The sequence below is a fragment of the Paenibacillus sp. P32E genome (genome assembly GCF_001909085.1).
Taxonomy (GTDB): domain Bacteria; phylum Bacillota; class Bacilli; order Paenibacillales; family Paenibacillaceae; genus Paenibacillus_AQ; species Paenibacillus_AQ helianthi.
The window spans coordinates 53,348-67,812 of the sequence record NZ_LVYY01000014.1 but is presented as its reverse complement, the minus strand read 5'-3'; the positions used below and the strand labels follow the sequence as shown (position 1 = coordinate 67,812).

At 49.8% G+C, this 14,465-nt stretch carries 13 protein-coding genes; 11 read left to right on the top strand and 2 right to left on the bottom strand.

What is annotated here, in order from left to right; all coding sequences use genetic code 11:
* The first annotated feature begins 32 nt into the window (after nucleotides 1-32).
* The 4 genes from A3848_RS15375 to A3848_RS15355 all read left to right on the top strand — a co-directional run bounded on the left by A3848_RS15375 (nucleotide 33) and on the right by A3848_RS15355 (nucleotide 6,820).
* A complete protein-coding gene (locus A3848_RS15375; protein WP_074085808.1) occupies nucleotides 33-1,838 on the top strand; it encodes an adenine deaminase in 1,806 nt (601 codons plus the stop codon).
* 317 nt (nucleotides 1,839-2,155) lie between these two features.
* A complete protein-coding gene (locus tag A3848_RS15370; RefSeq protein WP_074085896.1) occupies nucleotides 2,156-2,608 on the top strand; it encodes an IDEAL domain-containing protein in 453 nt (150 codons plus the stop codon).
* Nucleotides 2,609-3,366: 758 nt separating this feature from the next.
* A complete protein-coding gene (locus A3848_RS15360) occupies nucleotides 3,367-5,652 on the top strand; it encodes an FMN-binding protein (protein ID WP_074085806.1) in 2,286 nt (761 codons plus the stop codon).
* A 211-nt stretch (nucleotides 5,653-5,863) separates the two neighbouring features.
* A complete protein-coding gene (locus A3848_RS15355) occupies nucleotides 5,864-6,820 on the top strand; it encodes a 3'-5' exoribonuclease YhaM family protein (protein ID WP_074085805.1) in 957 nt (318 codons plus the stop codon).
* Between the two features lie 312 nt (nucleotides 6,821-7,132).
* Here A3848_RS15355 and A3848_RS15350 read toward each other — a convergent pair whose 3' ends face one another.
* Nucleotides 7,133-7,852: a 3'-5' exonuclease gene (locus tag A3848_RS15350; protein WP_074085804.1), complete on the bottom strand. Its 720-nt coding sequence runs from the start codon at nucleotides 7,850-7,852 to the stop codon at nucleotides 7,133-7,135.
* Nucleotides 7,853-7,951: 99 nt separating this feature from the next.
* On the bottom strand, nucleotides 7,952-8,488 hold the full coding sequence (locus A3848_RS15345; protein WP_074085803.1) for a GNAT family N-acetyltransferase: 537 nt from the start codon (nucleotides 8,486-8,488) through the stop codon (nucleotides 7,952-7,954).
* A gap of 246 nt (nucleotides 8,489-8,734) precedes the next feature.
* Here A3848_RS15345 and A3848_RS15340 point away from each other — a divergent pair, with 246 nt between their 5' ends.
* From A3848_RS15340 to A3848_RS15310, 7 genes are all read left to right on the top strand, one after another.
* Nucleotides 8,735-9,634, top strand: a complete 900-nt coding sequence (locus tag A3848_RS15340) for a LysR family transcriptional regulator (protein ID WP_074085802.1) — start codon at nucleotides 8,735-8,737, stop codon at nucleotides 9,632-9,634.
* Nucleotides 9,635-9,748: 114 nt separating this feature from the next.
* Nucleotides 9,749-10,255 (top strand): GNAT family N-acetyltransferase, encoded by a 507-nt coding sequence (locus A3848_RS15335; protein WP_074085801.1) that lies wholly within the window; start codon nucleotides 9,749-9,751, stop codon nucleotides 10,253-10,255.
* 14 nt (nucleotides 10,256-10,269) lie between these two features.
* The gene (locus A3848_RS15330; protein WP_074085800.1) at nucleotides 10,270-11,157 is read left to right on the top strand and encodes a transporter substrate-binding domain-containing protein; all 888 of its coding nucleotides are present in this window, start codon (nucleotides 10,270-10,272) and stop codon (nucleotides 11,155-11,157) included.
* 33 nt (nucleotides 11,158-11,190) lie between these two features.
* Complete coding sequence (locus A3848_RS15325; protein ID WP_074085799.1) at nucleotides 11,191-11,976, top strand: amino acid ABC transporter permease; 786 nt, start codon at nucleotides 11,191-11,193, stop codon at nucleotides 11,974-11,976.
* Nucleotides 11,973-12,683, top strand: coding sequence for an amino acid ABC transporter permease (locus tag A3848_RS15320; protein ID WP_074085798.1), 711 nt, complete (start codon nucleotides 11,973-11,975; stop codon nucleotides 12,681-12,683). The genes A3848_RS15325 and A3848_RS15320 overlap by 4 nt, the downstream gene beginning before the upstream one ends.
* A complete protein-coding gene (locus A3848_RS15315; protein ID WP_074085797.1) occupies nucleotides 12,680-13,432 on the top strand; it encodes an amino acid ABC transporter ATP-binding protein in 753 nt (250 codons plus the stop codon). The genes A3848_RS15320 and A3848_RS15315 overlap by 4 nt, the downstream gene beginning before the upstream one ends.
* An 11-nt stretch (nucleotides 13,433-13,443) precedes the next feature.
* Entirely contained in the window at nucleotides 13,444-14,460 is a 1,017-nt protein-coding gene (locus tag A3848_RS15310) for an LLM class flavin-dependent oxidoreductase (RefSeq protein WP_074085796.1), read from the top strand.
* Nucleotides 14,461-14,465 lie beyond the last annotated feature (5 nt).

Genomic DNA, 14,465 nt, shown 5'->3' with positions numbered 1-14,465 from the left:
GTTTGTACATGCCCACGGGAGGAGAGAAGTATATGTTATATAAAAGAAACCCGCTTGCCGATTGTGTCCCGGATCTTGTGGCTACCGCGCGAGGCGATCTGCCGGCTACCCTGGTTGTTACTGGAAGCAAACTCGTCAATGTATGCTCTGGTGAAATTCTGGAGGGAATGTCTGTCGCCGTCCAGGGCGGACGTATCGCATATGTAGGCAAGGACGTCTCACACATGATCGGCAAAAGCACTCAGGTCATTGAAGCCGCCGGTAGATATCTGGCTCCGGGTCTGCTGGACGGACACTGTCATATTGAGAGCACGCAGCTGACGGTGACGGAATTTGCCCGCGCGGTGTTGCCGCTTGGTACTACAGGCGGATTCTTCGACGCGCATGAGATTGCCAACGTGTTCGGACTGAAGGGTATTCAGCTGATGCTGGAGGAGATGCGCGGAACACCGCTCGCTGCATATATGCAGGTAGCCTCCTGTGTGCCATCGGCGGGTGCGGAATTTGAAACGACCGGTGCTTCCATAGGACCGGTCGAGGTAGCGGAAGCCTATACTTGGGGCGACGACGTTATTGCGCTGGGCGAAGTGATGAACTTCCCCGGTGTGGTTTACGGCGATGCAAAAATGCTAGGGGAAATCCAGGCGACATTGCGCGCAGGCCGGGTGGTAGATGGGCATTTCACCTGGCCTTCGAATGATTGGAGGCTTCCGGTGTACGCGGCCGCTGGCGTAACCGGCGATCATGAGTGTGTCACGGCCGAGGATGTAATCGAACGCGTCCGTCTGGGCATGTATGCCAAAATGCGCCGCGGCTCCGCCTGGCATGATGTGGCGAAGACGATTACCGCACACACGGAGCATGGGCTGGACCCGCGCCGGATGCTGCTCGTGACCGATGACCGCAGCTCGGAATCCTTGCGTGACGAAGGTCATATGGATTTTGTGGTGCGCCATGCCATCTCTCAAGGGGTGAAGCCGGTGACCGCCTTTCAAATGGCGACGATCAACACTGCTGAGCGCTTTGGAGTTGCCCGTGATATCGGCTCGATTACACCGGGGTCCTGTGCCGATATGATTTTGCTGGATGGCAATCTGGCGGATGTTCATGTAGTGATGACTATAGCGGCAGGCGTTGTAGTGGCCGAGAATGGGTTCATTACTGCTCCCCTCGAGACGTATACGTATCCTGATGAAGTGCTGACTTCAGTTCATTTGCCGCAGCTCCCAGTGGCTGAGGATTTTGTGATCCATGCGCCCATTGAGTCTGGTAATCTGTCAACACGGGTCATCCGTGTTATTGAGAACCATGTGGAGACAGAGGAGCTTATTCTGCAGTTGCCCGTAGAAGCAGGAAGACTGCAAGTGGAGAACGGTCTTTGCAAAATAGCTGTCTTTGAGCGCCACAGAGGAACCGGCAACAAATCGGTTGGTGTTGTAGCAGGAATCGGCTTCCATGAGCCTGCGGCCATAGCCATGACCGTGGCCCATGACAGCCACAATGTGCTGGTGATTGGCAATGATGATGAACTGATGGCGACAGCGGCGGGGGCGGTAGCTGAAGCTCAGGGCGGTGTGGCTGTAATCACAGCCACCGGAACCACGCTTTTTCCGCTGGCTATTGCCGGACTGATGTCCGTAGAGCCGTTCGAAATTGCAGCGGCACAATCTGCGGCGATCAGCAAGGCGCTTTATGATTCGGGGTGTACGTTGAACTATGCCTTTATGACCTTGTCCTTGCTTGCGCTGGCGGTGATCCCGACCCTGCGCATCTCCGATAAAGGCTTGGTCCGCATTTCGCCGGAAGAGGGAATTCAACTCGTTTCCTTGTTTGTATAGTTCAAAATAGCCAGTTCAAGCGATGGGGTGTCTACAGTCATTCATTTGACTGGGATACCCCATTTTTACTATGGAAATAATCGCTTGATGTAGTACTTTTAGACTCCCCGGGCTGTAAAAGTAACGATATTGTAATCAAAACATATAATTTAACCATTTCATCACATTAAGAAACATGTTTTTTTAAAATTTTCATAAAAAACATTAACAAACAGCAGAAAATAGACGATAATACTTTTAAATTAATTAAAATTATTGCCTTATTGTGATGATGACAAGGTACGGAAAGCCCAAATATGAGGAACGGGGTGTATGAAATGATGAGATTGGATACGCAGGACATCGTGAATATCACCAGAAAGCAAATCGCAGCGATTTTTAAAATGGAGCCGCTTGAACTGAGGTTCGTTAATGATTTTCAAGGTGAGCAGTATCTGTTAACCAATGACAAGCTGCATCTCAGCAACCAGCACTACTGGGCCAAGGTTATGGAGTGTATCTTTGACAACCATACCCGGCCGGTTCTGATGTGTGAGGTGCTGTACTTCCTGAGGAACGAATTTTTGGAGAGTGATATCAAGCTTCGTTTTTCTTATGATTTTGCAGAAGGTGCTGACGGAGAGGCTGTGGCATGGGCAGAGGTGAGTTTCAACGATTCACCTGAATTGCAGCCGGGAGAAATCGCCGAATTAATCGATTTTGCACTGTCGTTACAGGATAAGCAATGGTTTGAGGAATTGACTTCCAAATACAAACAGTTGACTGCATGAGTCGAACTTTCATTCATAGAGTCCTTACGGAATCAGGCTGACAAGCCGCTCTACTCGCATGTTTTGATGCGGATAGGCGGCTTGTATTATTTTCTAAGCATATGAAGGGGACTTTCAGATCCAGTCTTGCAATGAGGTGTCTGATTGCCCGCCGCCTTCTTCGAGCAGCTCCCGGCCTTCGATGGCCAGCTTATACATTGTTTGCAGATAGGGCCGGACGGCCTTGGCATTGGGGACTGTTCCAATTTGAGCGAGAATGACTCCGGCAGGAGGGGGGACAGCAAGGTTAGGACTCTTTTCTATTCAATAGACATTGTTTTAAAATATCACATCCATTATTGAGAATACAATATAAAGAATCACATGATTATCATAACCCGGAGTAAATGGGAGAAAATGAGAGGAAATAAAAGTACCTATTTTGAATTAATTTCGAAATAGTGATGTTTCTTATAGGGTATGTGATTTTGTATACAGAGAATCAAAGGATAAATTTGATACCATCAAGCCAGAAATTACCGCTGGCAGGCTTGAATCCTTTTATGTGAATTAATTCACCTTTTGTATAGACCATATAAAATGGATGCATTCTTTCGTACACGGGATGGGTCGCGCACGAACTGGAGAGGGGGGATGGGCTCTTATGTCTTATGAAGACAAAGGAGGAACCTCATAAGAACAGAAGAGACGATAAGCATGGTAAAGCTTGTATTTGAAATGCTACATACTACTGGGGATATGGTAAAGGAGAATACTCATTGAAAAAGCTAATTTCTTTGACAGTCACCGCAGCTTTGCTGCTCGCACCACTTGCGTACACGATTAATGCACCAGCTCTGAACCTGAAGGTGGATGCGGTTTCAGCAGCATCGGAAGAAGCACCGGCAGCTACAGCCAAACCAGCCGCTGCGCCAAAGCCAACGGCTAAGCCAACACCGAAAGCAACAGCGAAACCAACGCCAAAAGCGACAGCTAAACCGGCTGCAACACCAAAAGCGACAGCTAAGCCAGTTGTTACAGCCAAACCGGCAGCAACGCCAAAAGTGACAGCCAAACCAGTTGCTACAGCCAAACCAGCTGCCACGGCAAAACCAGTTGCTACAGCTAAACCAGTTACTACAGCCAAACCGGTAGCAACTGCTAAACCTGTAACAGTAAAACAAGCTGTGTATCAGGATGGAGTGTACGTTGCTTATGGTAACGCTTACTCCAAAGGTACTGAAGGCGCTAAAATAACAATCAAAGATGGCAAGATTACGGCTATCGAGCTTATGAGAACCAATCCGAAAATCATCGATGTCAATGCACGCGACAATTACAGCGGCGTATGGGTGGCTTACGGTTTGATGAAAGAAAGACTGCTTGGCCAAACCAGAGACAGTGCAGCAGCAGTTGATGCTGTTTCCGGCGCAACACGCTCCAGCAACGGCTGGAAGCTGGCGGTAGACAGAGCGTTTGAAAGATCGCTTAAGGTAAAACCTGCTGATGCTACTTATTTTGCCGGAGACCACATGGGTGTGGATCCAGAAGGCAAATACGCAGTATTCGCCAGCTACGATGCGAACAAGCTTACTGCTGTTAAGCTGTATCCGCTGAATGCCAATGGAAGTTTCGTGGATGAGAAGGCGTACACTGCAGAACAGACTGCTGCGATTACGGCAATTACACCTGTACTGCTCGCTAACGGTTCTTCCGCTCAGCCAGTTGCCGGCTACGAAGCAGAATCCAAGGCTGCTATCAAGGCTTTCTGGGATGCTGAACAAAACGCTACCATCAACAACACTTCCGCTTACATTGACGGATTCTATTCTTCTTACGGTACTGCAAGAAGCGTAGGCGTAGAAAGAGCAGATGTGATTATCCGCAACGGCAAGCTGGTAGATGTAAAGCTGTACAGACTGGGCACCAACCTGATCGACAGAGGTGCAACTGCCTATGCCGAAGTGGTAAACGCCAATGCACCAATGACTGCAAAATTACTTGCTAATGGTTCTTATATCGCTAATTATGATGAGAAAGTAGACGGCATTTCCGGCGCTACCGAAAGCAGCCACGGCTGGAATCAGGCTGTAGAAAGAGCTTTTGAAAAGGCTCTGAAAGTTCCAACAGCCGGCCAGTATTTTGACGGAAAATTTGCCGGTGTAGACAATGCTTCCAAAGTCCTGCTGCTTGTTGATGTAGCAGCAGACCAGGTAACTGGTATTAAAATGAGCTTGTTTGGAACCGACGGCAAGCTGATTGCTGACGACAAGCTGACTCCAGAACAAAAAACGCTGGTGAACCAGCTTACAGCAGCTATGCTGGACAAAGGCGTAGAAATGGATTATGTAAACGGTCAAGAAACCTTGTCTGCAGCAGCAAAGGCAGCTCTGGTTGACGCTTTGACCAATGCTTCCAAAGTTCAAGGCACTTATAAAGACGGTACATTCACCGCCTACGGTGATGCTTATGATAAAGGAACCAACAAAGCTGATGTTACCTTGCGTAATGGTAAAATCGTAAATGTAACGCTTACCCGTGTAGGCATGAACATGGTTGACCTGGGTAAAAACGCTTATGTTGAAGTACAAAAAGCCCTTCCTCAGCTGACAGCCAGCTTCCTTGCCGCAGGCACAAGAGAAGGCGTTCAGCAAGTAGATGCAATATCTGGCGCAACCAGCAGCAGCAAGGCACTAAAGGCTGCTGTGGACAGAGCTTACGGCAAAGCCGAAGTTACTGAAGCGAACAAAGCAGCTTACTTTGACGGAACCTTCATTGGTGTAAGTACTGACAAGTCGGTAAATGTTATGGTCTATGTCAAAAACGGTGTTCCTGTGAACATGGTTCTCTACTTCCTGGACTATGCAGGCAAAGTAAAGGGACTCAATCAATTGACCGACGCTGAAAAAGCTGTAAAAGCCGAAATTGAGACTACCTCGTCCGGTTCTGGTCTGCACAAGTACGGATATCGTGCGGCTGCATTCGGTTCCAACGATGATGAGAAGGCAGTTTCCGCCAAAGTGGTAGAAGCGATCAAAGCCGCTCTGGAAACCGCAGGCAAGTAATTTCCTAATAAGCATTGAAGGGGTTATCCTTGGTCATTTGCAATTGGCCTGGGATAACCCCTTTTTTTATCGATGAAGAACGGCATGTAGTGGGACGAGAGCATAAATCCAATTAGGAATCGTATAGTAATTAGAGGGATTTTGGAGGTGAATGTCTAAAGTTTAATATACACAACAGGCTAAGATCCTGTTAGTAATGGGAGGCTCCAAAATGACACTTATTAAACAGCTATCTCCGCAGGATGAATTTGTCGGCTTTTATCTGCTACGGGAGCTGGTAATCAAACAAACAAACGGTACTCCTCCAAAGGATTATTTTGATATTGTTCTGGGAGATTCCAGCGGTCAAATCTCGGCCAAATTTTGGGATGTAAGCACAACGGATAAAGAGACCTTTTTCCCGATGGCACTTGTGAAGGTACGCGGGGTTGCGCATACCTACCGCGAAAAGCTTCAAGTGAAGGTTACCAAGATCAGACTGGCAAGTGATTCGGATAATGTTTCACTGACTGATTTTATAAGGTCCGCACCCATTCGTCCGGTGGATCTGATTCATACCATCAAGGGAGTGATGAATAGCATCACCGACACGGAGATTGCGACCATTGTATCGTTTTGTGTGGGTAAAGTGGAAGAGAAATTAATGCATTATCCGGCTGCCAAAACCCATCATCACGCTTATTTTGCCGGTCTTGCTTATCATATGGTGCGGATGCTGGAAATCGGGGAGTTCCTCTGCAAGCAGCGGCCGTTCCTGAATCCCGACCTGATGAAGGCGGGGATTATTCTGCATGATATCGCCAAGCCCGAGGAAATGATCTCGCAGTTCGGGATTGTGTCTGACTACAGTGTGCAGGGTAAGCTGATCGGTCATATCTCTATGGCTTCTAATTGGATCACTGAGGCAGCGATCCGCTCAGGTATTGATTTGGAATCGGAAAAAGTGCTCGGCTTACAGCATCTCGTATTATCCCACCATAACCTGGGTGAGTGGGGAAGCCCGGTTCAGCCGCAGACGGCAGAGGCCGTGGCTCTTCATCATATTGATGCGATGGATGCGAAGCTGCAGATGGTGGAAGACGCGCTGGATACGACACCGGAGACTGAGGAATGGACGCCATTCATCCGGGGGCTGGAGAATAAGGCTGTGTATCGGTTGAAGATCTAGATAAGCTGAACTGAAATTATACTAACGCGGGATGGAACGTAACTGCAGAGAATGTTTGGACTTCCGGCCGCTGTTATATTTGGATTTCCTGATTGAAACCGCTGGACGCGGTAGAAATCCAAATATAAAGGCGGACGCGTTCGCTCCTCCAGTTCCAAACTTCTCCTCCGTCATTTACCCTTTTTAGTAGTTTTCAAGTTCAATGGATATAGATAGGGTTGTGTAGCAAGAAGAAGCAGGAAGAACCCCCGATCCGCTACATGGATCGGGGGTTCTGTGTGCTGGGGGAAGCGCTGGCGGTCCGGGCAGAATTTAAAAGAAACTGCTAAAGTTAGATGAACCGCCGAAATCTTTCCGGCCCAGGGAAACAGAAGAGGATGAAAGACCCGGAGCACCGGAAGGTTTGGTGGTAGCAGATTTTTTGGCTGAAGGTTTCTTGGCAGCTTTCTTAGGCGGAGACTTGAAAGGGGTATAGCCGCCGGCATACATCGTTCCAGCCTTATAGCCTTGACTCCCGGCCAGATGTAAGGGATCAGTATGCTGCCCGCGTTCCATCAGCTTGAGCAGAATGGCAGCTGCAGCCCTGGCATCATCCAGTGCATCGTGATGCTTCAGGCTGATCCCGAAATACTGGGACATCACATTCAGTTTATGGGAGGGCAGCTCCTGCAGCATCTTTTTGCCAAGCAGGTAGGTGCACATGTATTGAAAATCCGGATAGCTGAAGGCCGAGCGGTCCAGACAATAACGCAGGACACTCATATCAAAGGCAGCGTTATGCGCTACCACAACCTCTCCCTGCAGCAGCGGTTTAAGCGTTGGCCATAGCTCGTCAAACGTAGGCTTACCCTCAACCATTGAGGGGGTGATCCCGTGAATCGCAATATTCATGCCATCGAACCGCTGCTGCGGATCAATCAGCCATACATGCTCGGCGCTCACTGCGCCTTCTCTCACTTGAACAAGTCCCAAAGCGCAGGCACTGGAGCGGCTGGAGTTGGCAGTTTCAAAGTCAATCGCTGTAAAATTCATAGGTAAAGCCCCTTATTCATCATATAAGGTTAATTTTAAAGGAGCGGATGAGCAATTACAATCTATTCAATTTACAAAGGTAAGTTAATAGGGTATCCCTTATCTATAAGAACTGGAGAAGGCTTCCAGATCAAGGCAATAGCCCTTGACCAGGGTATTTCCGTTCATAATATCGGTGTCATAGGCCCGCTGGAAACCTAGTCTGTCGTAGAGCCTGATCGCTGAAGCCATCATATCCGAGGTGTGGAGATTCAGGGTAGCGGCTCCAAGCTCCTTGGATCTTCTGGCTGCTTCGCGGATGAGTAGTGCTGCAATCCCGCGGCCCCGGACACCCGGTGAGACGGCCAGTAGACGGATAATTGGGGAATGGATGCCCAGCTCCGGTCTCCCGTACGCTTTCTCAGAGGAGAGGAAGAGCAGCACACTTCCGATAATCCGGTTGTCCATCTCAGCGATGATCCGCGCATATGGAGCAGTTCCATCTACAGAATCAAGAATGGAATGACGGTATTCAGCCCAAAAGGGCTCAGGCAGTTCGGCAGCATATTGACCATAGGCCTCCAGCAGTAGTTCGGCAATGGCATCACGGTCTGAATCCGCTGCGTTGCGGATATGGATCTCTTTGAAGCTGGACATCGTATGCCTCCTGTTCCTAATCCGAATGAATGACCTTCATTATAATCGACAAATCCGATGAATATAAGAGGAATTTAACATTTCTGATAAAAGGATAGAAAAGTTCTATCTATAAGCGTGATTAGTTGACAAGAAAAGGAGCTGTGAATAAGATATAAACTAAATCTATAGGTAAGTACTGCTTTAATTCCTTGTTAATCGATTGGAAAAGTAAATATTATATGAGTGAGATGGAGGGGAAGGCAATTGAACATCGAAAATATTGAGGCCTTTGTATATATCAACCACTATGGGAGCTTCAATAAGGCGGCAGATGTCCTGTATATTTCCCAGCCTACAGTGACTGCCCGTATTCAGTCGCTCGAACGGGAGCTGGATTGCAGAGTGTTTGACCGGCTCGGCAAGCAGATTCATCTCACAGAAAAAGGCAGGCAGTTCCTCCCCTACGCTCAGCAAATTCTGCAGGTCTACCAATCAGGCAAACATCAAATCCAATCGAAAGGACTTGTTCCGGATGAGCTGAGAATCGGGAGTACGGTATCGGTCTCCAATTATCTGATGCCGCATCTTCTGCTGCATTTGAAGAGCGCTTATCCAAACCTGACGCTCAAACTGACAACAGCGCCCACCGAAGCTTTGATTGACAAGCTGAAAGCGAAGGATATTGACCTTGCCTTTATCCGTAAAGTAGTGAATCCGGCGATCCAGGCCTATCCATTCTGTGAAGACCCCATCTCCTTATATGTGTACGAGGGACATCCTCTGGCACAGCCCGGGCCGGGCCGCACTTCCATTCAGAGTATTCGCGAGGAGACGCTTGTTTTCTTTGAATGCGGTTCTTTGGATTGGTTGCGGCTCCACCGCGTATTGGAGAGCATGGAGCAGCCGCCGAATATTGTGTATCAGGTAGATAATCTGGAGACAGCCAAGAAGCTGGTGATCAGAAAAGCGGGTATTTGCTTTCTCCCGGCCCTGAGTGTTCAGGATGAAGTGAAAGCCGGAACCTTAATTCGGGTGGATATTGCCGAGACGGAGGGCATCTCTTTACGGACCAGCCTAATCTCTCTGAATGGGGAGCATGCCGGATTTGTTGAAAGCCTGCTAGAGATCGTGCCGGGCAGAACGCCTAATCGACTTATTGTATAAATGGATTAAAAAACTCTATTAGCGCATGGTTGCATGCAGTGATAAAGTTAATTGCATATAATCACAACTAATTCTATGGGGATTATATAATATGATTTGCTGGAGGGATTGGAGATGGGGGAGGTCTACCGGCTTGCAGAGCTTAAAGATGCACAGCGATTGCAGGATATTACATATCGCGCCTATGCCATGATTCGTGAACTCGGGCTGCATTGGCCGGCAGCTACAGCCGATGTGGCCCTGATCGAAGATAATATAGCCAGTAACGAGTGTTATGTACTTGAAATTGACAACAGTGTGCAGGCGACGGTCACGCTTTCCAAGGGCGAGGAGATCAAGACGCTTACTGAGCTTCCTTTTGTCAAGTGGTTTGCGGTCAATCCGGACTCCCGCGGAAAAGGGTATGGCGGCAAGCTGCTGGATTGGGTGGAGGAGAATATCATCCTCGGCAAGCTGGGAGCATCTGCTGTAACTTTGGCAACAGCGCAAAAACATCCCTGGCTGGTTTCAATGTATGAACGGCGGGGGTACGAAAAATTTGTGGAGCTGGACCCCGGCAATGGCGACGGGATTATGGTTCTAATGAGAAAGAAGCTTGCAGACCCAACAACTTCCATTTAAAGGGGATATAAAAGATGAAGAAGACGAAGAAGACAATCTCGCTAGCCTATGCTTTGATTTTGACGCTTGCGATTGCGGGCTGCGGTAATAATAGTGCGAGCAGCAATAAGGGCAACAATGTAGCTGAAGCAGCACCACAAACTAAGGCAGAACCTTCTGCCGCAACAGAAAAGCCAGCCCAAGTGACCAAGATCGTCGTCGGTACAGGAACTGGTTTTCCCAAGGTATGCTACATCGATGAGAACGGCAAGCTAACAGGCTTTGATGTGGAACTGATCAAGGAAGTTGACAACCGTCTGCCGGAGTACGAATTTGAACTGCAGACGATGGATTTCAGCAATTTGCTGCTGAGTCTGGACACCAAAAAAATTGATCTGGTCGCTCACGTCATGGAGAAAAACCCGGAGAGGGAGCAAAAGTACTCCTTTAACAAAGAAGCCTATGCCCATTGGAGAAACCGCATTATTGTTGCCAAGGACAATAACGATCCGATTCAGTCGCTGGATGATCTGAAAGGTAAAAAGGTGTTGACCAGTGCGACCAGTGCGCAGTCCACCATTCTGGAGAACTACAACAAGGAGCATGACAATGCGATTACGATCGTCTATCAGAACGGAGCCGCCAATGATACGGTAAGTCAAATTAGCTCGGGACGGGTGAATGCAACGCTCGCTGCAGATTTTGTACTGCCGGTCATTGATCCGCAAGGCAAGCTGAAGGCTGTAGGCGATGAACTGTCCTCCGCAGACATTCTGTATGTCTTCCGCAAAAATGAAGCTGAATCGCAAAAGCTCTCAGATGCCATTGACGGAGCTATCAAGGAATTAAAGGCAGACGGTACGCTTGGCAAGCTGAGCACAGAATGGCTGGGAGCGGATGTTACCGATGCATCGGTGAAGTGAACAGAACCATAGATCGGCGGAAGGGGGTGCTGCATGGGTGCATCGTTTGATATCAGCTATGTATTCTCATTTTTGCCCAAGCTGTTGACTACGCTGGGTACCACGCTTTTGATTGTCGCCTGCTCGCTTGTGGCGGGTGTCCTTGTCGGATTCCTTATTGCCCTCCCCCGCCTGTACAAGGTGCCGGTCCTGAAGACCTGCGCGGAGATCTATATCTCATTTTTCCGGGGGACCCCGATTTTAATCCAGCTGTTCTTGTTCTATTACGGCCTGCCGGAAATTTTGAAGCTTGTTTCTGTAAATGTGACGCGGACGCCTGTACTGTTCTTTGTGATTCTGACCTACGGGCTGCATACTGGGGCCTTCATGTCCGAGATGATCCGCGCTTCTGTAACGGCTGTGGACAGAGGGCAGGTAGAAGCGGCATATGCGACAGGAATGACATCCTTTCAGGCTTTCTCACGAATTGTGCTGCCTCAGGCATTAGGAATTGCCATTCCTGTATTCTCCAATCTGGTCATCGCGCTGCTGAAAGATACCTCACTTGCTTTTACCCTAGGGGTGATGGAGATGACGGGAAAGGCACAGACTCTCGGCAGCATCAGCCAGCATTTTATTGAGACCTATATTGCGCTCGCCCTTATCTATCTGGTGATCAGCTTTACGATTGAGAAGCTGCTGCTGGTGGCGGAGCGGCGCCTCTTGCGTCATGAGGAACGGAGCAGTCCCGCTAAAAGAATGTTCAGACTGCAAAAAAACGGTTCTTACCGGCGGATCATTGCAGAGCTGGGACCGGGTAAAGGAGGTGGCGGATTGTGAAGCTGGACCCTTCGTTTATATGGACGGCGTTCGTACAAATGCTGAGTGCAATCCCTACCACGCTGTACATTACATTGGTCTCTGTTGTGGCCGGGTTCGTGATCGGGGTGGCCGTGGCTCTAATCCGGATTTACAAAGTCCCACTTTTGTATCCCCTGGCGGTAGGGTATGTCACTTTTATCCGCGGGACTCCGATGCTTACCCATCTGCTGCTGATCTATTTCGGGCTGCCAGTGATGATTGACGGGCTGGCTCTCCATTTTGACTGGGCCTTCCGGTCGGTATCGATCCCAATGATCGGTTTTGCCTATATTTCTTTTTCGATAACGGCAGGAGCTTATATGTCTGAGGTGGTACGCTCCGGTCTGCTTACTGTCGACCGCGGCCAGATCGAAGCTGCCTACTCTGTGGGCATGACCACACCCCAGGCGCTGCGGCGGATTGTCTTCCCCCAGGCGCTGGCGGCTAGTCTGCCGAATCTGTCCAATTCCGTCATTGGAATGCTGCACGGATCAACCCTTGCTTTTACCGTATCGGTCGTGGACATCAACGCCAAGGCCCAGATTGTGGCTTCGACGAACTGGAAGTTTTTTGAGGCCTATCTGGCGGCTGCGCTTATCTTCTGGGGGCTTACGCTCCTGATTGAACGGGCCACTGCCCTGATCGAGAAACGGATCAACCTATACAATCGGGGGGGAGTCGTATGATTAAGATTGAGCATCTATCCAAGTCCTTCGGCCGCCATCAGGTGCTGAACAATATTGATCTAACCGTTACCAAAGGTGAGGTGGTCGTTATTCTAGGACCCAGTGGCTCAGGCAAAACCACCCTGCTGCGTTGTGTGAATTATCTGGAAAAGCCCGGCGACGGAGAGATCTCGATTGGTGATTTCCGGTTGAACTGCAAGCATGCCCGCAAAAAGGAGATTCATCAGCTGCGGCAAAAAACAGCGATGGTGTTCCAGCAGTACAATCTGTTCCGGCATAAAACGGCGCTTGAGAATGTGATGGAAGGGCTGTTGGTTGTAAAAAAGCTTCCGAAGGAGGAAGCGCGTAACCGAAGCATAGCGCTGCTGGAAAAGGTCGGTCTCGCTGCCAAACTGGATGCGTATCCGAGCCAGCTCTCCGGGGGCCAGCAGCAGCGGGTCGGCATCGCCCGTGCGCTGGCGCTGGAGCCGGAAGTGATTCTGTTCGACGAGCCTACGTCTGCACTGGACCCGGAGCTGGTAGGCGAGGTACTGGCCGTCATCCGTAAAATTGCCAAGGAAGGCATCACGATGATTGTGGTAACGCATGAAATGGGCTTTGCCCGTGATGTGGCGAATCACGTGGTGTTTATGGATGGAGGAGTTATTGTCGAAGAGGGGACACCTGCGGAGGTGTTCAACCATCCACGGGAAGAACGAACCAAGCAGTTCCTGAAGCGGATCACGCCGGAGCTGAACTATTCCATTTAGGAGGCAACCCTATGGCTATTACAATAAGCGTACTGGATCAAAGTCCAATTTATCCCGGTGAAACGCCGGAAGAAGCCTTTCAGCATACGGTCAAGCTGGCGCAGTTATCCGAGCGTCTAGGCTTCCGCCGATTCTGGGTTTCGGAGCATCATGACTCCGAACAGGTGGCGGGTTCCTCCCCGGAGGTGCTGATCTCGTATCTGCTGGCCAAGACAGAGCGCATCCGAATCGGCTCTGGCGGCATCATGCTACAGCACTATAGTCCATATAAGGTAGCGGAGAATTTCAACGTGCTGGCAACGCTTGCTCCGGGCCGGGTGGATCTGGGGGTCGGGCGCGCACCCGGAGGTTTACCCCGAAGCACGCAAGCACTGCGGCAGGGGGGAGAAGAAGCGGCTTCCTTGACGGACAAAATTATTGAGCTTGAGAAATATGTGCATAACCGGCTGGAGGCGGATCATCCGCTGTTTGGGTTGAAGGCGGGTCCGATTCCAGGTACTCCGCCTGAGCTTTATGTGTTAGGTGCCAGTGTAGCGAGTGCCGAAATCGCCGCTGAGCTGGGGCTGCCATATGTGTTCTCTTTGTTCATAGGCGGGGATCAGGCAGTGGCTGTGGAAGCCATTCGTGTCTACCAGAGCCGATTTGACATCTCGCAAGGTAAGGAACCGCAAGCGATACTTGCACTTGCCGTACTGGTCGCAGAATCGGAAGAGGAGGCCCGGGAGCTGGCTGGAGCGCACAAGCTGATCCGGATTCATCTGGCCAGCGGCAAGACGCTGACGGTTGCAACCCGCGAGCAGGCCGAGGAATTCACTCGGCAGAGCGAGGAAGCTTATACGCTGGAAGAGCGGGAGCCGGAGATTACCAAAGGCACAAAGGAATCCGTCCGCGAGCAGCTGCTGGCGTTAGCTAAGGCTTCCGGTGTCGAAGAGTTTATTGTCACAACCAATGTGCAGCCTTTTGACAAACGGGTCCGTTCCTTTGAATTGTTAAGGGAAGCATTTGCTGAGGTCCTTACAACACTTTGAGGAGG

What these genes read in the sequence shown, in the direction of transcription:
- A3848_RS15345 (WP_074085803.1), bottom strand. Translation starts at nt 8,488, where the DNA reads ATGTCCAGCTTCAAAGAGATCCATATCCGCAACGCAGCGGATTCAGAC.
- A3848_RS15375 (WP_074085808.1), top strand. Translation starts at nt 33, where the DNA reads ATGTTATATAAAAGAAACCCGCTTGCCGATTGTGTCCCGGATCTTGTG.
- A3848_RS15335 (WP_074085801.1), top strand. Translation starts at nt 9,749, where the DNA reads ATGGGGGAGGTCTACCGGCTTGCAGAGCTTAAAGATGCACAGCGATTG.
- A3848_RS15370 (WP_074085896.1), top strand. Translation starts at nt 2,156, where the DNA reads ATGATGAGATTGGATACGCAGGACATCGTGAATATCACCAGAAAGCAA.
- A3848_RS15330 (WP_074085800.1), top strand. Translation starts at nt 10,270, where the DNA reads ATGAAGAAGACGAAGAAGACAATCTCGCTAGCCTATGCTTTGATTTTG.
- A3848_RS15315 (WP_074085797.1), top strand. Translation starts at nt 12,680, where the DNA reads ATGATTAAGATTGAGCATCTATCCAAGTCCTTCGGCCGCCATCAGGTG.
- A3848_RS15325 (WP_074085799.1), top strand. Translation starts at nt 11,191, where the DNA reads ATGGGTGCATCGTTTGATATCAGCTATGTATTCTCATTTTTGCCCAAG.
- A3848_RS15355 (WP_074085805.1), top strand. Translation starts at nt 5,864, where the DNA reads ATGACACTTATTAAACAGCTATCTCCGCAGGATGAATTTGTCGGCTTT.
- A3848_RS15310 (WP_074085796.1), top strand. Translation starts at nt 13,444, where the DNA reads ATGGCTATTACAATAAGCGTACTGGATCAAAGTCCAATTTATCCCGGT.
- A3848_RS15350 (WP_074085804.1), bottom strand. Translation starts at nt 7,852, where the DNA reads ATGAATTTTACAGCGATTGACTTTGAAACTGCCAACTCCAGCCGCTCC.